Raw genomic sequence first — 22,884 nt, forward strand, 5'->3', positions numbered from 1 at the left:
GAACGCATTTCGCGAATCAGCGTGACACAATCCCACACTCGGCAACGCCCGACCGCTAGTCGACGGCGACCCGGGCGCCGCGGCCGGCGAACACCACGACATCGGCGGGGCGCAGCTGCCTGCCGCGTCGGTGCTCGACTTCGCCGTTGACGGTGACCAGCCCGTCGGCGATCACCGACTTCGCGTCGGCGCCCGAGTCGATGAGCCCGGCCAGTTTGAGGAACTGACCCAACCGAATCGAGTCATCTGAGATGACGACATCGAGGGGTTCGCCGCCCGGGTGTGCCATGCGCGTCAGGCTAGCGCCTTAGCATCTGCAGCAATGGACGCTCGCTGGGTTCTGCACCTCGACATGGACGCGTTCTTCGCGTCCGTCGAGCAGCTGACCCGTCCCACCCTGCGGGGGCGTCCGGTGCTGGTCGGCGGGCTCGGTGGGCGCGGTGTGGTCGCCGGGGCGAGCTACGAGTCCCGGGTGTACGGCGCCAAGTCGGCGATGCCGATGCACCAGGCGCGCAGGCTGGTCGGCGCCACTGCGGTCGTCCTTCCGCCGCGCGGCGTCGTCTACGGCGTGGCCAGCCGCCGGGTGTTCGAGACCGTGCGCGCAACGGTGCCCGTTCTCGAACAGCTCTCGTACGACGAGGCTTTCGGTGAGCCCGCCGAGCTCGCGGGCGCGTCGGCGGATGAGGTCGAGGACTTCTGCCGGACCCTGCGCGCGCGGGTGCTCGAGGTGACCGGGCTCGTCGCGTCCATCGGGGCGGGCTCGGGGAAGCAACTCGCCAAGATCGCATCCGGGTTGGCCAAACCCGACGGTATGCGCGTGGTCCGCCGCGATGAGGAGCGTGCGCTGCTCGACGGTCTGCCGGTGCGGCGGTTGTGGGGGATCGGACCCGTCGCCGGGGAGAAGCTGCATCGGCTCGGCATCGAGACCATCGGCGCGTTCGCCGCGCTCAGCGAGGCCGAGGCCGCAGACATCCTCGGCGGCACCGTGGGCCCGGCGCTGCACCGGCTCGCCCGCGGCATCGACGACCGGCCGGTCGCCGAGAACGCGCCCGCCAAGCAGATCAGCGCGGAGTCCACGTTTCCCGAAGACCTGACCACCCTCGATCAGCTTCGTGAAGCGATGGGCCCGATCGGTGAGCATGCCCACCGGCGCCTGGAAAAGGACGGCCGGGGCGCGCGCACGGTCACCGTGAAGCTGAAGAAGTCCGATATGAGCACGCTCACCCGCTCGGCGACCCTGCCGTACGCCACCACCGATGCGGCCACGTTGATCGCCACCGCGCGCCGGCTGCTGCTCGACCCCGTCGACGTCGGGCCGATTCGCCTTCTGGGTGTTGGCTTTTCGGGGCTCACGGACGTTCGCCAGGAGTCGTTGTTCCCGGACTTGGAGCTGATGGCCTCCGACGACGACGTCACGCACACCGGGGTGCCACCCACCGTCTCGGACCTCGCCGCGACCGCACCCGCCTGGCGCATCGGCGACGACGTCACCCATCCCGACTTCGGGCACGGTTGGATCCAGGGCGCCGGGCACGGCGTGATGACGGTCCGGTTCGAGACCAGGACCAGCGGACCGGGCCAGGCCCGCACGTTCCCGATCGACACGCCCGGTATCGAGCGCGCCAACCCCGTCGATTCCCTCGACTGGCCCGACTACCTCGCCGAACTGGCGCGCTACCAGAGCACCCCGTAAACGCTCGAGATCGTGAAGCCGTGATCGCCGTACGTCTTACAGGTCACGGTGCCCTGATATCCGACACCGCAACTGGCACCCCAGTTCTCGAGCCGGTACCCCGCCGGCAGGACGTCGACACCCTCGCGGGTGAACGTCGGCGTGGGGGAGTGCCGGTACTCCGCGGGGCCGCCGCTGGTCAAGAACGTCTGGTTGGTTCCGGGCGGGGCGCCCAGCGGAACACCGTCACAGCCGATGGGTCCGCCGTTGGGGCCGATGCCACACGACAGGCCGTCGGGTGTCTTGAAGAACACGTGGTAGTTGGGCGGCGGGCCGGGTCGGTAGAAGCCTTGCGCGACGGGGTAGTCGTCGATCGCGTCGGCTCCCGGGGGCGCCTCGGCACCCGCCACCGCGCCCGCGGCCAGGGCCACCGCCGGGACGGCGATCAACGTGGCACCTCGGCGAATCATGTTCTCGAAGGGCACGCGTCCACGGTGCCATGCGCGTCAACCCCATCGACCGACGGCTTCGTCGACGGGAACACCGCCCGCCAGCGCCGCCATCAGCAGCACCCGCGCCTGCGGGGAGCGCAGCCGACGCACCGGCACCGCTCCGGCGGCGACCAGGTCGTGGCCCGGGCCGTATGCGGGACTCACCCGCGCTCCCGGCACACGCGTGGTGACCGCGACGGCGACGCCCCCGTCGCGGAGTCGCCGTACCCCGTCGATCACCGCCGAGCCGGCATTGCCCGCCCCCAGCGCCTCCAGCACGATCCCGCGCGCACCCGCGGCCGCGCAGGCGTCCATCGTCACGGCATCCGCACCCGGATAGGCGGCGACGATGTCCACCCTCGGCGCCCCGGCGGCCGACAGCGCACCGAAAAACGGTCGCTCCTTGTTCGTATACCGCTCGAAGCCGCTCCGCGACACGGCACCGACCACCGTGCCGACGAAACCGCGCAGGTCGCCCGTCGCCGCCTTGTGCAACCCCAACGGCTGCCACACCGAACCGGAGAAGGTGACCACGACACCGAGGTCGCGCGCATGCGGGCTGCCGGCAATGGTCAGCGCGTCACGAAGATTGGCCGGGCCGTCGGCGTCGGGGGCGTCGGCGCTGCGTTGCGCCCCGGTCAGCACCACCGGCGCGGTGCCGCGATAGGTCAGTTCGAGCCACAGCGCCGTCTCCTCGATGGTGTCGGTGCCATGGGTGACGACGACGCCGTCGGCGTCCGCCGCCGCCGCGACCGCCGTCCCGATGCGATCCCAGTCGCCAGGAGTCAGCTGCGAGCTGTCGACCGCCATCACGTCGACCGCCTGGACGTCGAGAACGCCCTCGAGCCCCGACGTCAGTTCGGCCCCGGTACGAGCCGGACGTTTGACGCCGTCTTCGCCCGTGGCGCTGGCGATGGTGCCGCCGGTGGTGATGACGACGACGCGACCCATGGTGCGGAATTCTTCCGCATCGAGGTTTTGGGATGATGGTTGTCGTGACTGACGACCCAGAAGTGGCCGAAGAGACGTCCCAAGAGGCGGCGCCGCCGAAGCGGCGGCTGGGCCTGCTGCTCGGCATCGCCGCCGTGGTGCTGGTCACCGACGTCGTCACCAAGGTGCTCGCGGTCAAACTCCTTACCCCGGGCCAGCCCGTGTCGATCATCGGCGACACGGTGACCTGGACGCTGGTGCGCAATTCGGGTGCGGCGTTCTCGATGGCCACCGGCTACACGTGGGTGCTCACGCTGATCGCCACCGGCGTGGTGATCGGGATCATCTGGATGGGCCGACGGCTGGTCAATCCGTGGTGGGCGGTCGGGCTGGGCATGATTCTCGGCGGGGCCCTCGGCAACCTCATCGACCGGTTCTTCCGTTCACCGGGCCCGCTGCAGGGACACGTCGTGGACTTCCTGTCCATCGGGTGGTGGCCGGTCTTCAACGTGGCCGACCCGTGCGTGGTCGGCGGGGCGATCCTGCTGGTGGGGCTGTCGCTGTTCGGGTTCGACTTCGATACCGTCGGGCGGCGGAAAGCCGCCGAGGACGAGTAGATGGCCGATCGGTCGCTTCCAGTCCCGGAGGGCCTGGCGGGCATGCGGGTCGACGCGGGCCTCGCCCGGTTGCTCGGCCTGTCACGCACGGCCGCCGCGGCGCTGGCCGAAGGGGGCGGTGTCGAGCTCGACGGCGCCCCTGCGGGCAAATCGGACAAGCTGACGGCGGGCGCCTGGCTGGACGTGCGGTTGCCCGAAGCACCTGCGCCGGTGGAGAACACGCCCGTCGAGATCGACGGGATGGCGATCCTGTACTCCGACGAGGACATCGTTGCGGTGGACAAGCCGCCGGGGGTCGCCGCGCACGCCACCGTGGGCTGGTCGGGCCCGACCGTGCTGGGCGGTCTGGCCGCGGCGGGCTTCCGGATCAGCACCTCGGGGATCCACGAGCGTCAAGGCATCGTGCACCGCCTCGACGTCGGGACCTCGGGGGTCATGGTCGTCGCGCTTTCCGAACGCGCGTACACGGTGCTCAAGCGGGCATTCAAACAGCGCACCGTCGAGAAGCGCTATCACGCGCTGGTACAAGGACATCCCGACCCGTCGAGCGGCACGATCGACGCGCCGATCGGCCGTCACCGCGGACACGACTGGAAGTTCGCGGTCACTGAGAACGGCAGGCACAGCGTCACCCACTACGACACCCTCGAGGCGCACCGCGCCGCGAGCCTGCTCGACATCGAACTGGAAACCGGTCGTACACACCAGATTCGGGTGCACTTCGCCGCGCTGCACCATCCATGCGTCGGTGATCTCACCTACGGTGCCGATCCCACGCTGGCCAAGCGGCTCAAGCTGGACCGGCAGTGGCTGCACGCTCGATCGCTGGCTTTCGCGCATCCCGCCGACGGGCGCCGCGTCGAGATCACCAGCCCGTATCCGGCCGATCTGCAGCACGCCCTCGACGCACTGCGCAATCACGAACTGTGAGCGAGACCCGCAGACCCGGCCTGCTGTTCGGCGTCGGCGCCTACGTGTGCTGGGGAACGTTTCCCGCGTTCTTTCCGCTGTTGAAACCCGCCTCAGCCCTCGAGGTGCTCGCGCACCGCATCGTGTGGAACCTCCTGCTGATGGTCGTCGTGGTCGCGGTCGTGCGTAGGCTCGGCGACCTGAAGCGGATCACCGGCCGCACCTGGCTGCTGCTGGCCGCCGCGTCGGGGTTGATCTCGATCAACTGGGGGATCTACGTCTATGCCGTCAACAACGGCCACGTGGTGGACGCGGCGCTCGGCTACTTCATCAACCCGTTGGTGGTCGTCGCGCTGGGGCTGATCGTCTTCCGGGAGCGACTCAACCGCGCGCAGTTCGGCGCGTTGGCCATCGCGGTGGCCGGCGTGGTGGTGCTGACGGTGGAAGTGGGCGCACCGCCCTACATCGGGCTGGGCCTGGCGCTCTCGTTCGGCCTCTACGGCGCGGTGAAGAAAGTGGTGACGACCGATCCGCGGGTCAGCGTCGGAGTGGAAGCCGGCATCGCCGCGCCGTTCGCGGCGGCCTACATCGTCGTGCTGCAGAGCACCGGGCACGGGACGTTCACCGACTACGGCGGTGACCACGTCGCGCTGATGGTGCTCTCCGGCGTCCTGACGGCGGTGCCGCTGTTGCTGTTCGCCGCGGCCGCGCAGCGATTGCCGCTGGTGACGATGGGCCTGTTGTTCTACCTGACGCCGGTGATGCAGCTGACGTGGGGAGTGGTCGTCGGCCGGGAGCCGATGCCGCCGGCGCGCTGGTTGGGCTTCGCGATGATCTGGCTGGCGCTGCTGGTCTTCAGCATCGACGCCATCGGGCGATCGAGGGCCGAGCGGGAACTTTGCGAAACCGCTTGTTGACCTCGCACTAGCAATGTCATAACGTTTGCTCGTGGCTGATGAGACTGCGCCGGCTGTCGGCCCGCGCGGGCGGGGGCGTCCCGTGGGCTCCGACTCGGCCGAGACACGGGCCAACATTCTGCGGGCCGCGCGTGCGGTGATCAACGAACGCGGGTACGAGGCGGCGACGTTCAAAGCCATCGCGGTGCGCGCGGGGATCAGCCGGCCGACCATGCACTATTACTTCGCCACCAAGGAAGACCTCTACGACTGTCTTCAGCGGGAGGCGTTCGCGGCGGTTGCGGCCTCGATCGCGGCCGCCAAACAGCGAAATACGCTGTTGGAACAGCTGACTGCCTTCATCAGCGCGGCCGGTGAGCAAGATCCGTCGGACGGTTCGATGATGCGGTTCGTGATCGCGTCGCGACTAGAACAGCACCGCCATCCCGAGCTGCGCGGCAGCGTCACACCGGTTGCCGAGGCGGTGGCGGACTTCTACACCTGGATGGTCGACGAGGCGATGCGCCGCGGTGAGATCCCCGAGGACGTGGACACCGGTGCGGTGGTCAACATGCTCTCGGCGATGTTCTGGGGAATGGGCTTCTTCGGACGGTTCGTCCACGGATCCGAACCGGCGATCGCAGTTGCCAAGCAACTGAACCGGATGTTGCGCCGCGGATTGCTCCCGTCACCGGCGAGCCTCGCGGTCTAGCGAGAAGCGGGAATTCTGCGCGCGGCGCGAAGACACGCATTTCCGACACGCCGAGAACTGTCGGAAGGCGGTCATAGACTGGCCCTCCTATGAGCCCTTCGGATTCGCGGTCGTTCGTGCACCTGCATAACCACACCGAGTACTCGATGCTGGACGGTGCCGCGAAGGTCAAGCCGATGCTCGCCGAGGCTCAGCGCCTGGAGATGCCCGCGATCGGGATGACCGATCACGGAAACATGTTCGGCGCCAGCGAGTTCTACAACGCCGCCACCGACGCCGGGATCAAGCCGATCATCGGTGTCGAGGCCTACATCGCCCCGGGATCGCGCTTCGAAACCAAGCGCATCCTGTGGGGGGATCCCGGCCAAAAGGGTGACGATGTGTCCGGCAGCGGGTCCTACACCCACATGACGATGGTGGCCGAGAACGCCACCGGGTTGCGCAACCTGTTCAAACTGTCCTCGCTCGCCTCGTTCGAGGGTCAACTCGGCAAGTGGTCACGCATGGATGCCGAGCTGATCGCCGAAAACGCCGAAGGCATCATCGCCACCACCGGCTGTCCGTCGGGCGAGGTGCAAACGCGGCTGCGGCTCGGCCACTATGACGAGGCCGTGGCCGCGGCCGCCAAGTGGCGGGACATCTTCGGACCGGACAACTTCTTCCTCGAGCTGATGGACCACGGCCTCGACATCGAACGCCGGGTGCGCGAGGGGTTGCTCGACATCGGACGCAAGCTCGGCATCCCGCCGCTGGCCACCAACGACTGCCACTACGTCACCCGTGACGCCGCCCAGAATCATGAGGCGCTGCTGTGCATCCAGACCGGCAAGACGCTGTCGGATCCGAACCGGTTCAAGTTCGACGGTGACGGCTACTTCCTCAAGACGGCCGCCGAGATGCGCGCGCTGTGGGACGACCAGGTGCCCGGGGCATGCGACTCCACGCTGCTGATCGCCGAGCGGGTGTCGTCCTACGAGGACGTGTGGACCGTGCGCGACCGGATGCCGGTTTTCCCCGTACCCGAGGGTCACACCCAGGAGTCGTGGCTGCGCCACGAGGTCCGCGCGGGGCTCGAGCGTCGCTTCCCCTCCAGTGACGTACCGCAGGAGTACACCGATCGCGCCGACTTCGAGATCAAGGTCATCTGCGATAAGGGTTACCCGTCCTACTTCCTGATCGTGGCCGACCTCATCAACTACGCGCGGTCGGTCGACATCCGGGTCGGGCCCGGCCGCGGGTCGGCCGCCGGGTCGCTGGTGGCCTACGCGCTGGGCATCACCAACATCGACCCGATCCCGTACGGGCTGCTGTTCGAGCGGTTCCTCAATCCCGAGCGGGTGTCGATGCCCGACATCGACATCGACTTCGACGACCGCCGCCGCGGCGAGATGCTGCGGTACGCCGCCAACAAGTGGGGCAGCGACCGCGTGGCCCAGGTGATCACGTTCGGCACCATCAAAACCAAAGCCGCGCTCAAGGATTCGGCGCGTGTGCACTACGGCCAGCCCGGCTTCGCGATCGCCGACCGGATCACCAAGGCGCTGCCTCCGCCGATCATGGCCAAAGACATCCCGCTGTCGGGGATCACCGACCCCAACCATGAGCGGTACAAGGAGGCCGCCGAGGTCCGCGGGCTGATCGACACCGACCCCGACGTCCGCACCATCTACGAGACCGCGCGCGGACTCGAGGGCCTGGTGCGCAATGCCGGTGTGCATGCCTGCGCGGTGATCATGAGCTCCGAACCGCTGATCGATGCGATCCCGCTGTGGAAACGCCCGCAGGACGGTGCGGTGATCACGGGCTGGGACTACCCGTCGTGCGAAGCCATCGGCCTGCTGAAGATGGACTTCCTCGGGCTGCGCAACCTGACGATCATCGGTGACGCGCTGGACAACATCAGGGCCAACCGGGGAATCGAGCTCGACCTCGAAGCCGTCTCGCTCGACGACAAGGCGACCTACGAGCTGTTGGGCCGCGGCGACACGCTCGGCGTGTTCCAGCTCGACGGCGGGCCGATGCGCGACCTGCTGCGGCGCATGCAGCCGACCGGTTTCGAGGACGTTGTCGCGGTGATCGCGCTGTACCGCCCCGGCCCGATGGGTATGAACGCCCACAACGACTACGCCGACCGCAAGAACGGCCGCCAGGCGATCAAGCCGATCCACCCCGAACTCGAAGAGCCGCTGCGCGAGATCCTCGCCGAGACCTACGGCCTGATCGTCTACCAAGAGCAGATCATGCGGATCGCGCAGAAGGTGGCCGGTTACTCGCTGGCCCGAGCCGACATTCTGCGAAAAGCCATGGGCAAGAAGAAGCGCGAAGTCCTGGAAAAGGAGTTCGAGGGCTTCTCCGAGGGCATGAAGTCCAACGGCTTCTCCGCGGCCGCCATCAAGGCGCTGTGGGATACCGTGCTGCCGTTCGCCGACTACGCGTTCAACAAGTCGCACGCCGCCGGGTACGGCCTCGTCTCGTACTGGACGGCCTACCTCAAGGCCAACTATCCGGCCGAGTACATGGCCGGGCTGCTCACGTCGGTCGGCGACGACAAGGACAAGGCCGCGGTGTACCTGGCCGACTGCCGGAAACTGGGCATCACGGTGCTCCCTCCGGATGTCAACGAGTCGGGGCTGAACTTCGCCTCGGTGGGCGAGGACATCCGCTACGGTCTGGGGGCGGTGCGCAACGTCGGCGCCAATGTCGTTGCCTCGTTGATCAACACGCGCACCGAGAAGGGGAAGTACATCGACTTCTCCGATTACCTGAACAAGATCGAGATCAGCGCCTGCAACAAGAAGGTCACCGAGTCGCTGATCAAGGCCGGCGCGTTCGACTCGCTGGGGCATCCGCGCAAGGGGTTGTTCCTGATCCACACCGACGCCGTCGATTCCGTGCTCGGCACCAAGAAGGCCGAGGCGATGGGTCAGTTCGACCTGTTCGGCGGCGCCGACACGGCCACCGACGCGGTGTTCACCATCAAGGTGCCCGACGAGGAGTGGGAGGACAAGCACAAACTCGCGTTGGAACGCGAGATGCTCGGCCTCTACGTGTCCGGTCATCCGCTCAACGGCATCGCCCACCTGCTGGCCGCCCAGGTCGACACCGCGATCCCGGCCATCCTCGACGGCGACCTCCCCAACGACACCCAGGTGCGCGTCGGCGGCATCCTTGCCTCGGTCAACCGCAGGGTCAACAAGAACGGGTTGCCATGGGCCTCGGCGCAACTGGAGGATCTGACCGGCGGCATCGAGGTGCTGTTCTTCCCGCAGACCTACTCGACATTCGGTGCCGAGATCGCCGACGACGCCGTCGTGCTGGTCGGCGCGAAGGTGGCGATCCGCGACGATCGGATCTCGTTGATCGCCAATGACCTTGTGGTACCCGACTTCTCGAATGCACAGCTGGATCGCCCGCTGGCGGTGAGTCTGCCGACGCGGCAGTGCACCGTCGACAAGGTCAGCGCGCTCAAGCAGGTGCTGGCCCGCCACCCCGGTACGTCGCAGGTGCATCTGCGGTTGATCAGCGGGGAGCGGATCACCACGCTGGAACTGGACACGTCGCTGCGCGTCACACCGTCGTCGGCCTTGATGGGCGACCTCAAGGCCCTGCTCGGGCCGGGCTGCCTGGGCGGCTGACGGTCAATTCAGGACATTCACCGCCCGCGCGATGACGAGCCCGGCGGTGCCCAGCGCGACGATCGCCTGAACCGTCATCATCATCTTGGCCCACCGTGCGAGGGGCATGGTGTCGGTCGGAGAGAACGCCATCACGTTGGTCACGCTGACGTAGAGGTAGTCGATGAACGTGGGCCGCCAATCCGGTTCGGCCACATGCGGAGTCGTCATCTGCGGGAACAGGAAATCGGGATAGGGCCGCTCTCCTGCACGCCGCGCGAACGGCCCGCCCCGGTCCAGCTCCCAGTACCAGATACCGAACACGATCACATTCGTCACGATGATCGAGGCGCCGCTGCCGAGCAGCACCGCCGCGTCGTTGCTTTCGTCGCCGCTGAGGATGCCGAAGGCCAGCACGACCGCCGACAGCGTGTTGTCGAGGGTGATCGCTGCCAGCAGAACCCAGGTGGTGTACCGGCCGAACCGCGTGCGCCGGGTCATGACGCGCGGGTTGATCGCCAGCAGCGCCAGCAGCAGAAGTCCCTCCAACACCACCAGCGGCCAACGGGGGACCAGCGTGTAGTCCTTCGGGATCGCGAGCTGCGACGCCATGACCGACACCACCGCGATCAGCACGGGCATCGTGCTCTCCGGATCGCCGCGCCGCAACCAGGACGGCGCGCGGTGCTGTTCCGGCGGTGATTCCATCCCGTCATTGTGATGCGCCACGATGGTCGGATGGAGTCACGACACGTCAGCACCTGGATCGCCGCGCCGCCCGAGGCCGTCTACGAGTTCGCCGCGGACCCGCAGACGTGGCCGCGGTGGGCGGCGGGCCTCGCACAGGGCGGCCTTCGCCAGACTCCGGGCGGTTGGGTGGCCGACTCACCGATGGGCGAGGTGACCGTCGAGTTCTCGCCGCGCAACGATCTCGGCGTGCTCGACCACGTCGTGCGCCTGCCCACCGGGGAAGCGGTCTACAACCCGATGCGGGTGCAGCCCTGGAATGTGCCGACCGACGCCGGCGAGCCGCGCTGTGAGGTGGTGTTCAGCGTGCGCCGACGGCCGGCGATGACCGACGAGCAGTTCGATGCCGACACCGAAGCGGTGGCCGCCGACCTGGCGACGCTCAAGAGGCTGATCGAGGACTAAAGGCGCGGCGGGCAGAGCGCGCTGAACGTCAGCCATGTGACGGTTCCGACCGCGGCACCGGTCAGCACCGCGGCGGCCGTCGTCGCGGTGGCGATCCCGACCACCAGCGCCACCAGCGCGCCGAGCACCAGAGCGATCAGCTTGTAGGCCGGCCACGGCACGCCCGCCACCGACACGTCGCACGTCACCCGTGCGGCTGCGGTGCGGAAGTTACCTGCGGTGGTCATAGCACCCACGATAGCTCGTAACCTATTTTTCGGCCACCCGAAACACCGGATCAGGCCAGCGGATCTCCAGCGCGTCTAAGCTGATGGGATGCCACTTTCCGGAGAGTATGAGCCCAGCCCGTGGGACTGGGTGAGGGAACACGCCGACCGAATCACACAATCCGGCACCACCGCGGGTGTGGACATGAAAGGCAAGCCGCTCATCCTGCTGACGACCGTCGGCGCGAAGACGGGCAAGATCCGCAAGACCCCGCTGATGCGGGTGGAACACGACGGCCAGTATGCGGTGGTGGCCTCGTTGGGCGGCGCCCCTAAGCATCCGGTCTGGTACCACAACATCAAGGCCCATCCGCGGGTGGAACTGCAGGACGGCGCGGTGACCAGGGAGTATGACGCTCGGGAGGTCACCGGCGAGGAGAAGGCCGTCTGGTGGGAGCGCGCCGTGTCCGCGTGGCCCGACTACGCCGAGTATCAGAAGAAGACCGACCGCCAGATCCCGGTGTTCGTGCTGACCCCGATTTCTTGAAAACCGCTGGTTGGTGGCACCATTGACCGGTGTCCGCTGAACTGAGGCAAAGCCCGAGGACGTCGCCACTTCGTGCGGCGGATATCGACGAGGCCGCTCAGCGAATTGCGGACGTCGTGCTGCGCAGCCCGCTGGAACTCAGCGACAGGCTCTCGGACGCCACCGGCGCTGCGGTGTATCTGAAGCGCGAGGATCTTCAGCCGGTGCGGTCCTACAAGTTGCGCGGCGCGCACAACCTGCTGATGCAGTTGTCCCCCGACGAGTTGGCCGCAGGCGTGGTGTGCTCGTCGGCGGGCAATCACGCGCAGGGCTTCGCGATGGCGTGCCGCTCGATGGGCGTGCGCGGCCGGGTCTACGTGCCGGGCAAGACGCCCAAGCAGAAGCGTGACCGGATCCGATACCACGGCCGCGAGTTCATCGAGTTGATCGTCGGCGGCAGGACCTACGACGACGCCGCGGCCGCCGCGGCCGAAGACATCGCCCGCACGGGTGCGACATTGGTGCCGCCTTACGACGATCTGCGCACGATGGCCGGACAGGGCACCATCGCCGCCGAGATCATCGATCAGCTCGACACCGAACCCGACCTCGTCGTCGTCCCGGTCGGGGGCGGCGGATGCATCGCCGGCATCACCACCTATCTGGTCGAACGAACCAGCGGCACCTCCGTGTTGGGCGTCGAACCGGCGGGGGCGCCCGCGATGATCGCGGCGCTGGCGGCCGGTGAGCCGGTGACGATCGACGACGTGGACCAGTTCGTCGACGGTGCGGCGGTGAAGCGTGCGGGAACGCTGCCGTACGAGGTGCTGGCGGCGGCCGGCGACATGGTGTCGATGACGACCGTCGACGAGGGCGCCGTGTGCACCGCGATGCTCGACCTGTACCAGAACGAGGGCATCATCGCCGAGCCGGCGGGAGCGCTGTCGGTGGCCGCGTTGATGGAGGCCGACATCGAGCCGGGATCGACTGTGGTGTGCGTGATCTCGGGCGGCAACAACGACGTGTCGCGGTACGGCGAGGTGCTGGAGCGTTCGCTGGTGCATCTTGGCCTCAAGCACTATTTCCTGGTCGACTTCCCGCAGGAGCCGGGCGCGCTGCGCCGTTTCCTCGACCAGATCCTCGGCCCCAACGACGACATCACCTTGTTCGAGTACGTCAAGCGCAACAACCGCGAGACCGGCGAGGCGCTGGTCGGGATCGAGTTGGGTTCGGCGACCGACTTCGAGGGCCTGCTCGAGCGCATGCGCGCCTCGGACATCCACGTCGAGGCGCTCGAACCGGACTCACCGGCGTACCGCTACCTGCTCTGAGATGATCGGTGCCGCGCGCCCGGCGTCGAAACTGAAGCTGTTTAGGACTTTTCCGCGCGAAGTGGCGAATACGTTCAGTTTCGGCGGATGACCGCGAACGAGTGCCCCTCGACGCGGGTGGTCTTTTCGGCGACCTCGGGCACGCCCCACGCCAGCACCACCTCGCCGGTGACCGGGACGTCGACCGCGTCGGTGCCCAGATTGCATGCGATCGACAGCGACCCGCGGTGCATCACGATCCAGCGCCGGTCTTCGTCGTAATCGATCCCGAGGTTGTCCAGCCACGGGTCGGCCATATCGGGCTCGTTCTGCCGCAACGCGATCAGATCGCGGTATACCCGCCGCAGCCGGCCGTGGTCGCCCTCGTCGATCTCATCCCACTTCAGCTTCGAGCGCTCGAACGTCTCGGGGTCTTGCGGATCCGGGATCTCGTCGGCGTCCCAGCCGTGCTCGGCGAACTCGCGCTTGCGGCCCTCGGCCGTGGCCCGCGCCAGTTCGGGCTCCGGATGCGAGCTGAAGAACTGGAACGGTGACGACGACCCCCATTCCTCGCCCATGAAAAGCATGGCCGTATACGGGCTTCCGAGCGCCAAGGCGGCTTTGACGGCGAGCTGGCCGAACGTCAGGTTCTGCGACGGCCGGTCTCCGACGGCGCGGTTGCCCACCTGATCGTGGGTCAACGTATACGCCAGTAGGCGGGTGCCCGGAATCGTGGCGGTGTCCAACGGGCGCCCGTGCCTGCGGTGTCGAAACGATGAGTACGTGCCGGCGTGGTAGTAACCGTTCTTCAGCGTGGTGGCCAGCGCCTCAACGGTTCCGAAATCGTTGTAGTAGCCCTGCTGTTCGCCGGACACTGCGGAGTGGATCGCGTGGTGGATGTCGTCGTCCCACTGCGCGGTCATCCCCAGGCCGCCCTTGTCGCGGGGGGTGATGAGCCGCGGATCGTTGAGGTCGCTCTCGGCGATCAACGACAGCGGCCGGCCCAACTCTGCTGCCAGCGCATCGGTTTCGGCGGACAGCTCTTCGAGGATGTGGATCGCCGTCGTGTCGACGAGGGCGTGCACCGCATCCAGACGCAGCCCGTCGGCGTGGAAGTCGCGCATCCAGCGCAGCGCGCAGTCGATGATGTAGCGCCGCACCTCGTCGGCATCGGCGTCGGCGATGTTGATCGACTCGCCCCACGGATTGCTGCCGGCCGACAGGTACGGCCCGAACATGGGCAGGTAGTTCCCCGAGGGGCCCAGGTGGTTGAACACGGCGTCGATCAGCACCCCGAGTCCGCGTTCGTGGCAGGCGTTGATCAGGCGTACCAGCGCGTCGGGCCCGCCGTATGGTTCGTGTACCGCGTACCAGAGCACACCGTCGTAACCCCACCCGTGGGTGCCACCGAAGGCGTTGACCGGCATCAGCTCGATGAGGTCGACACCGAGGTCGACGAGGTAGTCCAGCTTGTCGGCCACCGCGTCGAACGTGCCTTCGGGAGTGAAGGTCCCGACGTGCAATTCGTAGATCACCGCACCCTCGATCGAGCGGCCGGCCCAGTCGGCGTCCGTCCATGCCGACGGATCCGGTTGCCACAGCTGCGACCTCTCGTGCACACCGTCGGGCTGACGGGGGGAGCGGGGGTCGGGGAGCACTTTGGGGTCGTCGTCGAGGACGAAACCGTAGCGCGCGTCAGGCCGGGCCTCGACGTCGGTGCGCCACCACCCGTTGTCGGAGCGGGTCATGTCGTGCAGTTCACCGTCCACGTCGAGCCGGACCCGTTGCGGTCGCGGCGCCCACACGCTGAATTCAGCCATCGACCCGCTCCAACAGTACGACCGGCAGTTCGGTGAAGAGTTCGGCGGCCAGTACCCGCCCGGTGTGCCGGCGTCCGCCGATGCGGTCGAACCAGGTGCCCGAGGGCAGGGTGAGAGCTGTTTCTCCCCAGCCGGTTTCGGAGAGCCGCACGGAATGCCGGGTGACGGCGGTCAGCACGTCGCCACCGCGCTGGAACGCCACGAGGTGTTGCGCCGCCGGCCCGTCGGCCAGCACGGGGGTGTAACCGCCCGTCGAAAACGTCGCGGGTCGCTCCCGCCGGACCGCCAGCGCAGAAGTGACCACCCGCAGCTTCGGATGGCGCATCGCCTCCAATGCCTTGCGGCGAGCCGCGTAGTCGACGGGTCGGCGATTGTCCGGATCGACCAGGCTGTCCTCCCACAGTTCGGTGCCCTGGTAGACGTCGGGGACCCCGGGTGCGGTGAGCGCCAACAGTTTCTGGCCCAGCGCGTCGCTGCGGGCATGCAGGTCGAGCCGCGCGACCAAACCGGTCAATTCGGTGGCCACCGGGCCGTCGATCACGGCGTCGATCCAGGTGTGCAGCCGGGTTTCGAAATCCTCGTCCGGATCGTTCCAGGTGGTGTGCACAGCGGCTTCGCGGATGGCCTTCTCCGCGTACGCGTGCAGTCGCTCCCGCAGCTCGTCGGTCACCGTGCCGTCGGCAGGCCAGACCCCGAACATGTTCTGCAGCAGGAAGAACCCGGTGGCACGGTCGGGAGATGGCGTGCGTTGCTCCCATGCGGTGACGTACTCGGCCCACAGCGACGGAACCTGCGACAGCAGTCCGATGCGCGCCCGCACGTCCTCACCGCGCTTGGTGTCGTGGGTCGTCATCGCAACCATCGCGTCAGGCCACAACCGGGCGCGCACCGCGGCCCGCTGGTGGAACTCGGCGACGCTCACTCCGAAATGGTGCGGTTCGGAACCGACCTCGTTGAGTGAGACCAGCCGCGCGTCGCGGTAGAACAGGCAGTCCTCCATCGACTTGGCCGTCGCCGCACCGCACAGTTGCTGCAACCGGATCTCGGCCTCGTTATTGACCGCCAGCGCGGTCGTGATCAAGGCCAGGGGCTCGGCCAATTCAGGTTTCGCAGTGGCTGTCTCGGCCAGCGCGCTGGGCAGGACACCAGACAGCGAGCGGTAGTCGGAGCGGTAGACGTCGATGCGGCTGAGCAGAGCCGCGATCGCCGCAGGCAGGTCGTCATGGTCGGTTCCGATGGCGCCGACGATCGTGCGGCGCAACCGGGCGAGCTCGCTGCCCAGGGTGACCGTGACGGCATTCGCCTTGAGCGTGCGCGCGAGATCCGGCATCGAGCTGTAGGCCAACCCTGTGGAGTCGAACAGGGCGGTCAGGGGTTCCTCGCCCGACGGGTCGATGAACACGCCGCCGATTTCCCGCATCGCGTCATAACCGGTGGTTCCGGCGACCGGCAGCGTCGGTTCCAGCGGTTCGTCGGCGGCCAAGATCTTCTCGATCACGATCCAGGCGTCGGGTCCGGTGAGTTCGCGCAGCCAGGTCAGATAGCCGGCCGGGTCCGACAGCCCGTCCGGGTGGTCGATGCGGATGCCGTCGACCAATTCCTCGTCGAACCACCGTTTCACCTCGGCGTGGGTGGCATCGAAGACGGCGCGGTCCTCTTGGCGCAAGCCGGCCAGCGAGGTGATCGAGAAGAACCGGCGGTAGCCGCAGATACCGGACAATTCCCCCGTCGCTTCGCTCGACCCGTTCTTCCAGGCGACCAGGTGATAGTGCTGCCGATCGTGCACCTGCGGACCGGTCCCGTCCTCGGTGCCGGGTGCGATCGGGTAGACGAGGTCGCCGAGGCGTAGCACGGGCTCAGCGCCGCTGGCGTCGACCTCGAGATCGTCGGCGTCGTCGTCGGATCCGAGCACCGGCACTACGACGCGCCCGCCGTCGAGGTCCCAGTCGATGTCGAAATAGGACGCGTAGGCCGACTCGCGCCCGTGCTTGAGCACGTCCCACCACCACGCGTTATCCCGCGGCTTCTCCACACCGACGTGATTGGGCACGATATCGACGATCAAGCCGATGCCCTTGTCGCGGGCCGCGCGCGACAGGCGCGCAAACCCTTCGGGCCCACCGAGTTCGGCGGACACCGTCGTGGGATCGGTGACGTCGTAACCGTGGGTGGAGCCTTCGGCCGCGGTGAGGATCGGCGACAGGTACAGGTGGGAAACGCCGAGCGCCGCGTAATAGTCGAGCAGGTTCTCGGCATCGGCGAAAGTGAAGGCGTCACCGCGCATCTGGAGGCGGTACGTGGATTGGACGGGCATGTGTCGCGCCATCAGGCCGTCTTACGCATCACCAGCAGGGAGCGCGCAGGCAGCAAGATCTTCTCCCCGGCCTTGGCCACCAGCTCGGTGGACCCGGTGGCGTCTGTGGTGTCGAGCGCCGCGGTCCACTCCTTCGCGTAGTAACCCGAGGGAGTGACGAAGTGCTGTGGGCGGTCATGGGCGTTGAAACACAACAGAAACGAGTCGTCGACGACTCGCTCTCCGCGTTCGTTCGGCGCCGAGATGGCGTCACCGTTGAGGAACACCGCAACACATTTGCCCAACCCGGTGCCCCAGTCCTCGATGGTCATCTCCTCACCGGCGGGGGTCAACCACGCGATGTCGCGCACCTGATCGCCGCTGCGGATCGGCTTGCCCTCGAAGAACCTGCGCCTGCGGAACACCGGGTGGTCCTTGCGCAGCTGGGTGACTTTGCGGGTGAACTCGAGCAGGTCGGCGTTCTTCTCGCACAACGACCAGTCCATCCAGGAGAGTTCGGAGTCCTGGCAGTAGACGTTGTTGTTGCCCCGCTGGGTGCGGCCGATCTCGTCGCCGTGCGAGATCATCGGCGTGCCCTGCGAAACCATCAACGTGCCCATGATGTTGCGCATCTGCTTACCGCGTAGCGCCAGAATGTCCGGATCGTCGGTCGGACCCTCGACACCGCAGTTCCACGACCGGTTGTGGCTCTCGCCGTCGCGGTTGTCCTCGCCGTTGGCCTCGTTGTGTTTCTCGTTGTAGGACACCAGGTCGTTCAACGTGAAGCCGTCGTGGCAGGTGACGAAGTTGATGCTCGCACTAGGGCGCCGGCCGGTCGCCTCGTAGAGGTCGGACGAACCGGTCAGCCGCGATGCGAACTCGCCAAGGGTTGCGGGCTCGCCCCGCCAGTAATCACGCACAGTGTCGCGATACTTCCCGTTCCACTCGGTCCACAAACCTGGGAAGTTGCCGACCTGATAGCCGCCTTCGCCGACGTCCCACGGTTCGGCGATCAGCTTGACCTGGCTGACCACCGGATCCTGTTGCACCAGGTCGAAAAACGCGCTCAAGCGGTCGACGTCGTAGAACTCGCGGGCCAGGGTGGCGGCAAGGTCGAAACGGAACCCGTCGACGTGCATCTCCATCACCCAGTAGCGCAGCGAGTCCATGATCAGCTGCAGAGTGTGGGGATGGCGGGCGTTGAGGCTGTTGCCGGTGCCGGTGAAGTCCTTGTACAGGCGCAGATCGCCGTCGAGTAGCCGGTAGTAGGCGGCGTTGTCGATGCCCCGGAAGTTCAGTGTCGGACCGAGGTGGTTGCCCTCGGCGGTGTGGTTGTAGACCACGTCGAGGATGACCTCGATCCCGGCCTCGTGGAATGCGCGCACCATGGTCTTGAACTCGGCGACCGCACCGCCGGCGTGTTTGTTGGCCGCGTACTCGTGGTGTGGTGCGAAGAACCCGAAAGTGTTGTAGCCCCAGTAGTTTCGCAGCCCGAGGTCGATGAGCCGGTGGTCGTGGAGGAACTGGTGCACCGGCATCAATTCGATGGCGGTCACGTTCAGCGACTTGAGGTGGTCGATGATCACCGGGTGGTGCAGGCCGGCGTAGGTGCCGCGGAGTCCCTCGGGGATGCCGGGATGTCGCTGCGTCATGCCCTTGACGTGGGCCTCGTAGATCACCGTCTCGTGGTACGGCGTGCGCGGTGCGCGGTCTGAAACCCAGTCGAAGTACGGGTTGATCACGACGCTGGTCATGGTGTGCCCGAGGGAGTCGATGCGGGGCGGGGTACCGCCGGAGGCGAGATCCTCGGCGTTCAAGTCGTAGGAGAACAGCGCCTGGGAGAACTCGAAGTCACCGTGGAACGACTTGCCGTACGGGTCGAGCAGCAGCTTGCTCGGGTCGCACCGGTGGCCGGCCGCGGGGTCCCACGGGCCGTGCACGCGAAAGCCGTAGCGCTGTCCCGGGGTGACCGTGGGCAGGTAGCAGTGCCAGACGTAGCCGTCGACCTCTTCGAGGTTGATGCGCTCTTCGCTGCCGTCCTTGCCGATCAGGCAGAGCTCGACCCGATCGGCCACCTCGGAGAACACCGAGAAGTTGGTGCCCGCGCCGTCGTAGGTTGCGCCCAGGGGATACGCCACTCCCGGCCAGACGGTGGGCACCGCCGCCGGTTCGCCGGAGGGCATCAGCCAACCCACCAACCGGTGGCGGCGGCGATCTGTCTTCCGAGTTCGGGCGCCATCGTGCGCATATACGTCTTCGAGATGTGATGAGCGTCGTGGTAGAGCAACACGTTCCCCTCCACGGCTCGGCAAATGTCCTTGCGGCACACCGCATCACTCATGTCGAGCGGCTTCATCAACGGGAACCGCTTGACGAAATCGAGTGTCGGGTTGCGCTCCGAGAGTACGTCGGATCGCCGTGTTCCACAGGAGATAGCGTCGCCGCCGCCCGCGAGGCAGTCAGCGGCGAAGAACGGTTCACCGTTGCGGACCAACCACGGCGTGTCCCGCATGGCCAGGATCGGGATCCTGTTGGCGGACAATTCCTGCCAGATGCCGATATACGTCGAGGGCATCACATCGCCGGCCCTGATGTTCCATGGCCGCGTGGAGGTGGTGAAGACGTAGTCGGGCCGGTCGGCCACGATCTGGGCCATCACCCGCTTGTTCCACTCGTGGCACTTCGGGTACGGGCGGTTGTCGCCCATCACCAGCGGCACCTGCTCGGTGGTCAACGGGCAGCCCATCTTCAGGTAGGTGACCACCTTGAAGTGGTGCCGTTTGCCGAGCAGGTCGAGCGCGGTGATCCAGTGTTCGGCGTGCGATCCGCCGGCCAGCGCAATGGTGCGCTTGGCGTTCTTGTCACCGTAGGTGCAGTTGATCACGTCGACGGTCTCGAAGTCGCTGATGCACCCGTCCTCAGTGGTCTCCGGCAGATCGTTCTTGGCCTCCAGCACGCTCGGGCGCATCGGCAGCTTGGGCACCCTGGCATTGCTCAGCAGAGCAGCGGCGCCGGGGTAGTCCTGTGTCGAAAGCGACACGAGCTCTGCCCCGTTGGTGCGTTGGACGAGCACATGCTCACGCCAGGTGAACGAGGTGACGGTCAACGCCACACCCAGCAGGGCGACCACGGACCCCAGCACCACCGGCGGCCTGCGCCTGCGGGCCTTCTTCGGCGCGGCCGTGCGTTGGGCCGAGGAACTGCGGTAGCGCAGCGGGTTCTCGACGTACCTGGTGGTCAACCACGCCAGCACCCCGGACAACAGCAGAACCACAGCCCCTTCGAGGAAGGTGGCGCGGCTGTGGCCGGTGTAGGACAGCCAGAAGATCAGCAGCGGCCAGTGCCAGAGATACAACGAGTAGGCCATCGCCCCCAGCGATACGAAGGGCGCCGTGGCCAGCAGCCGGTTGGGCAGCGGCATCCGTCCTGCGGTGTGCGGGTCGGCCACCCGGTTCGCCGCGGACAGGATGAACAGGATGGTGGCACCGACGGGGACCAGCGCCCACGGCCCGGGGAACTCCTTGACGCCGTCGATCAGTGCGCCGCACGACAGGATCGCCGCCAGCGCCACCACCGCGGCCGTCGTCCGCAGCCACATCGGCATCCGCAGATGTGTCACGAGCGCACCGACCAGCGCACCGAGCAGCAGCTCCCACGCCCTGGCGAAGCTGTTGTAGTACGCAGTGGCTTGGTCGGCGTTGTGGGCGTGGACGGCGTAGACGAACGACGCGATGGTCAGCGCGCTGAGCAGCACGACGAACGCCACACGGGTGTATCGGCCGAAGACCCGGCGAAACAGCAAGGCGGACAGGAAGATTATCGCCAGGAACGCGATGTAGAACTGGCCCTGCACCGACATCGACCAGATGTGCTGCAGCGGGCTGACCGCCTCACCCGCGCGCAGGTAGTTCGACGCGGAGTTGGCCAGTTCCCAGTTCTGGAAGTAGCCGAGGCTGGCAAGGCTCTGGTCGGCGAACGTCTCCCATCGCGTCTGCGGCTGGATCAGGACGGTCAGCACCGCGGACGCCGCGAGCACGACGACCAGGGCGGGCAGCAGCCGCCGGATCAGCCGCGTCACCTCCGGACGCGGCCGCAGCGACACGCCCGGCGTCATCGCCGAGCGCAGCAACCGGCCACCGAAGAAGAAGCCGGACAGCGCCAGAAACACGTCCACACCGCCGGACACCCGGCCGAACCACACGTGGAACACCGCGACGAGTGCGATCGCGATACCGCGCAAACCGTCGAGGTCATGCCGGTAAGCCGCTGAGGAGCGGGTGCCGGTCGAGGCTTTCGCGGCGCGCAACGGACGTCCCGGATAGCTGACGGGCGCCGACCGGGGAGGGGCGAGGGTCATCATGGTCGACCGATAATCTACCGAAGGTGCCAGCCATGACGCCCGCCGAGATCGGTGCGATCGACGCCGCCCACGTCTGGCATCCCTACAGCACGATCGGCGCGGAAGCCTTGGCTCCCGTCGTCGCGGTCGGTGCCCGCGGCGCTTGGCTCAGCCTCCATCACGACGGGCGCGAGGTGCGCGTTCTCGACGCGATGGCGTCGTGGTGGACCGCGATCCACGGCCATGGGCATCCGGTGCTCGACGCGGCGATCACCGAGCAGCTCGCCACCATGAATCACGTGATGTTCGGCGGGCTCACCCACGAACCGGCCGCGCGGCTCGCGCAGTTACTGGTCGAAATCACTCCCGACGGCCTGGACACCGTGTTCTTCAGCGACTCAGGGTCGGTGTCGGTCGAGGTGGCCGTGAAGATGGCGCTGCAGTACTGGCGCAGCCGGGGCCGAGGCGCCAAGCATCGCCTGATGACGTGGCGCGGCGGGTACCACGGCGACACCTTCACCCCGATGAGCGTGTGCGACCCGGACGGCGGGATGCACGAGCTGTGGACGGACGTGTTGGTCGCCCAGGAGTTCGCACCCCCGGTACCGCGCGACTACGACGCCGGTTACGTCGAGTCGTTCGAGACGCAATTGGCCGAACACGCCGATGAACTGGCCGCGGTGATCGTCGAACCCGTCGTGCAAGGAGCGGGCGGGATGCGGTTCCACGACCCCCGCTACCTCGCGGAGCTGCGCGACATCTGCTCCCGGCACGAGGTGCTGCTGATCTTCGACGAGATCGCGACCGGCTTCGGCCGCACCGGTGAACTGTTCGCGGCCGACCACGCGGGCGTGAGCCCCGACATCATGTGCGTCGGCAAGGCCCTCACCGGCGGCTACATCACGCTGGCGGCGACGCTCTGCACACGGGAGGTCGCCCACACGATCAGCTCGAACGAGCCGGGCGCCCTGATGCACGGCCCCACGTTCATGGCCAACGCGCTGGCATGCGCGGTCGCGGTCGCCGCGGTTGAGCTGCTACTCGACCAGGACTGGCGCACGCGGGTCCGCGAGATCGAGGCGGGACTGCGCTCGGGGTTGGCCTCCGCGCGGTCGCTGCCCGGGGTGGTCGATGTGCGGGTGCTCGGCGCGATCGGCGTCATCGAGATGGACCGTCCCGTCGACCTGAAGGTGGCAACGCCCGCGGCGCTGGAGCACGGCCTGTGGCTGCGCCCGTTCCGCAACCTCATCTATGCGATGCCGCCGTACATCTGCACGTCGGAGGAGATCGCGCAGATCACCGCGGGGATGGTCGCGGTCGCCCGGGCCCTGGGTGATGAACCAAGCCACTAACTCCTCAGGCGCTCGCGGCACATTTGTGCCGTCGCGCGCGGGTGC

General features: G+C 67.4%; 19 protein-coding genes. 10 read left to right on the forward strand and 9 right to left on the reverse strand.

What is annotated here, in order from left to right:
• Positions 1–55: 55 nt before the first annotated feature.
• Positions 56–289, reverse strand: a complete 234-nt coding sequence (locus A5759_RS23200) for an RNA-binding S4 domain-containing protein (protein WP_068201575.1) — start codon at positions 287–289, stop codon at positions 56–58.
• Positions 290–322: 33 nt separating this feature from the next.
• Between A5759_RS23200 and A5759_RS23205 the strand changes: the two genes are divergently transcribed.
• Positions 323–1,693 carry a DNA polymerase IV gene (locus A5759_RS23205; RefSeq protein WP_068201577.1) on the forward strand — a complete coding sequence of 457 codons (1,371 nt, stop codon included), beginning with the start codon at positions 323–325 and terminating at the stop codon, positions 1,691–1,693.
• Here A5759_RS23205 and A5759_RS23210 read toward each other — a convergent pair.
• Positions 1,675–2,142 (reverse strand): hypothetical protein, encoded by a 468-nt coding sequence (locus tag A5759_RS23210; protein WP_068201640.1) that lies wholly within the window; start codon positions 2,140–2,142, stop codon positions 1,675–1,677. The two genes, A5759_RS23205 and A5759_RS23210, sit on opposite strands and share 19 nt — an antisense overlap.
• A gap of 36 nt (positions 2,143–2,178) precedes the next feature.
• Positions 2,179–3,114 carry an asparaginase gene (locus A5759_RS23215; RefSeq protein ID WP_068201579.1) on the reverse strand — a complete coding sequence of 312 codons (936 nt, stop codon included), beginning with the start codon at positions 3,112–3,114 and terminating at the stop codon, positions 2,179–2,181.
• 32 nt (positions 3,115–3,146) lie between these two features.
• Between A5759_RS23215 and lspA the strand changes: the two genes are divergently transcribed.
• The 5 genes from lspA (at position 3,147) to dnaE (ending at position 9,862) form a co-directional block, all read left to right on the forward strand.
• Complete coding sequence (lspA, locus tag A5759_RS23220) at positions 3,147–3,710, forward strand: signal peptidase II (RefSeq protein WP_068201584.1); 564 nt, start codon at positions 3,147–3,149, stop codon at positions 3,708–3,710.
• Entirely contained in the window at positions 3,711–4,640 is a 930-nt protein-coding gene (locus A5759_RS23225) for an RluA family pseudouridine synthase (protein WP_068201585.1), read from the forward strand. It begins immediately after the preceding gene.
• Positions 4,637–5,536 carry an EamA family transporter RarD gene (rarD, locus tag A5759_RS23230; RefSeq protein WP_068201586.1) on the forward strand — a complete coding sequence of 300 codons (900 nt, stop codon included), beginning with the start codon at positions 4,637–4,639 and terminating at the stop codon, positions 5,534–5,536. Before A5759_RS23225 ends, rarD begins: the two co-directional genes overlap by 4 nt.
• Before the next feature lie 31 nt (positions 5,537–5,567).
• Complete coding sequence (locus A5759_RS23235) at positions 5,568–6,227, forward strand: TetR/AcrR family transcriptional regulator (RefSeq protein WP_068201587.1); 660 nt, start codon at positions 5,568–5,570, stop codon at positions 6,225–6,227.
• Positions 6,228–6,316: 89 nt separating this feature from the next.
• Positions 6,317–9,862 (forward strand): DNA polymerase III subunit alpha, encoded by a 3,546-nt coding sequence (dnaE, locus tag A5759_RS23240; protein WP_068201588.1) that lies wholly within the window; start codon positions 6,317–6,319, stop codon positions 9,860–9,862.
• A 3-nt stretch (positions 9,863–9,865) separates the two neighbouring features.
• Here the strand turns inward: dnaE and A5759_RS23245 are convergent, their stop codons facing one another.
• On the reverse strand, positions 9,866–10,549 hold the full coding sequence (locus tag A5759_RS23245) for a hypothetical protein (RefSeq protein ID WP_068201641.1): 684 nt from the start codon (positions 10,547–10,549) through the stop codon (positions 9,866–9,868).
• A gap of 30 nt (positions 10,550–10,579) precedes the next feature.
• Here A5759_RS23245 and A5759_RS23250 point away from each other — a divergent pair, with 30 nt between their 5' ends.
• Complete coding sequence (locus A5759_RS23250) at positions 10,580–10,993, forward strand: SRPBCC family protein (RefSeq protein WP_156617010.1); 414 nt, start codon at positions 10,580–10,582, stop codon at positions 10,991–10,993.
• Here A5759_RS23250 and A5759_RS23255 read toward each other — a convergent pair.
• Positions 10,990–11,220 carry a hypothetical protein gene (locus tag A5759_RS23255; RefSeq protein WP_066850337.1) on the reverse strand — a complete coding sequence of 77 codons (231 nt, stop codon included), beginning with the start codon at positions 11,218–11,220 and terminating at the stop codon, positions 10,990–10,992. The genes A5759_RS23250 and A5759_RS23255 overlap by 4 nt on opposite strands.
• A gap of 88 nt (positions 11,221–11,308) precedes the next feature.
• Here A5759_RS23255 and A5759_RS23260 point away from each other — a divergent pair, with 88 nt between their 5' ends.
• Together A5759_RS23260 and ilvA are read left to right on the forward strand one after the other, a co-directional pair.
• On the forward strand, positions 11,309–11,746 hold the full coding sequence (locus tag A5759_RS23260; RefSeq protein ID WP_068201591.1) for a nitroreductase family deazaflavin-dependent oxidoreductase: 438 nt from the start codon (positions 11,309–11,311) through the stop codon (positions 11,744–11,746).
• A 29-nt stretch (positions 11,747–11,775) separates the two neighbouring features.
• Complete coding sequence (gene ilvA / locus A5759_RS23265) at positions 11,776–13,056, forward strand: threonine ammonia-lyase IlvA (protein ID WP_066850334.1); 1,281 nt, start codon at positions 11,776–11,778, stop codon at positions 13,054–13,056.
• A 74-nt stretch (positions 13,057–13,130) separates the two neighbouring features.
• Here ilvA and treZ read toward each other — a convergent pair whose 3' ends face one another.
• From treZ to A5759_RS23285, 4 genes are read right to left on the reverse strand one after another with little or no spacing between them, the layout of a single operon-like run.
• Entirely contained in the window at positions 13,131–14,855 is a 1,725-nt protein-coding gene (gene treZ, locus A5759_RS23270) for a malto-oligosyltrehalose trehalohydrolase (protein WP_068201592.1), read from the reverse strand.
• On the reverse strand, positions 14,848–17,169 hold the full coding sequence (gene treY, locus A5759_RS23275; RefSeq protein ID WP_068201643.1) for a malto-oligosyltrehalose synthase: 2,322 nt from the start codon (positions 17,167–17,169) through the stop codon (positions 14,848–14,850). Before treY ends, treZ begins: the two co-directional genes overlap by 8 nt.
• Before the next feature lie 11 nt (positions 17,170–17,180).
• Positions 17,181–19,331, reverse strand: coding sequence for a glycogen debranching protein GlgX (gene glgX, locus A5759_RS23280; RefSeq protein WP_068201645.1), 2,151 nt, complete (start codon positions 19,329–19,331; stop codon positions 17,181–17,183).
• On the reverse strand, positions 19,331–21,508 hold the full coding sequence (locus A5759_RS23285) for an acyltransferase family protein (RefSeq protein ID WP_068201593.1): 2,178 nt from the start codon (positions 21,506–21,508) through the stop codon (positions 19,331–19,333). The genes glgX and A5759_RS23285 overlap by 1 nt, the downstream gene beginning before the upstream one ends.
• Before the next feature lie 32 nt (positions 21,509–21,540).
• Here A5759_RS23285 and A5759_RS23290 point away from each other — a divergent pair, with 32 nt between their 5' ends.
• Positions 21,541–22,839 (forward strand): adenosylmethionine--8-amino-7-oxononanoate transaminase, encoded by a 1,299-nt coding sequence (locus A5759_RS23290; RefSeq protein ID WP_068201594.1) that lies wholly within the window; start codon positions 21,541–21,543, stop codon positions 22,837–22,839.
• The last annotated feature ends 45 nt before the right edge of the window (positions 22,840–22,884 follow it).

This window comes from Mycobacterium sp. 852014-52144_SCH5372336 (genome assembly GCF_001665615.1).
In the GTDB taxonomy this organism is placed as follows: Bacteria; Actinomycetota; Actinomycetes; order Mycobacteriales; family Mycobacteriaceae; genus Mycobacterium; species Mycobacterium neumannii_A.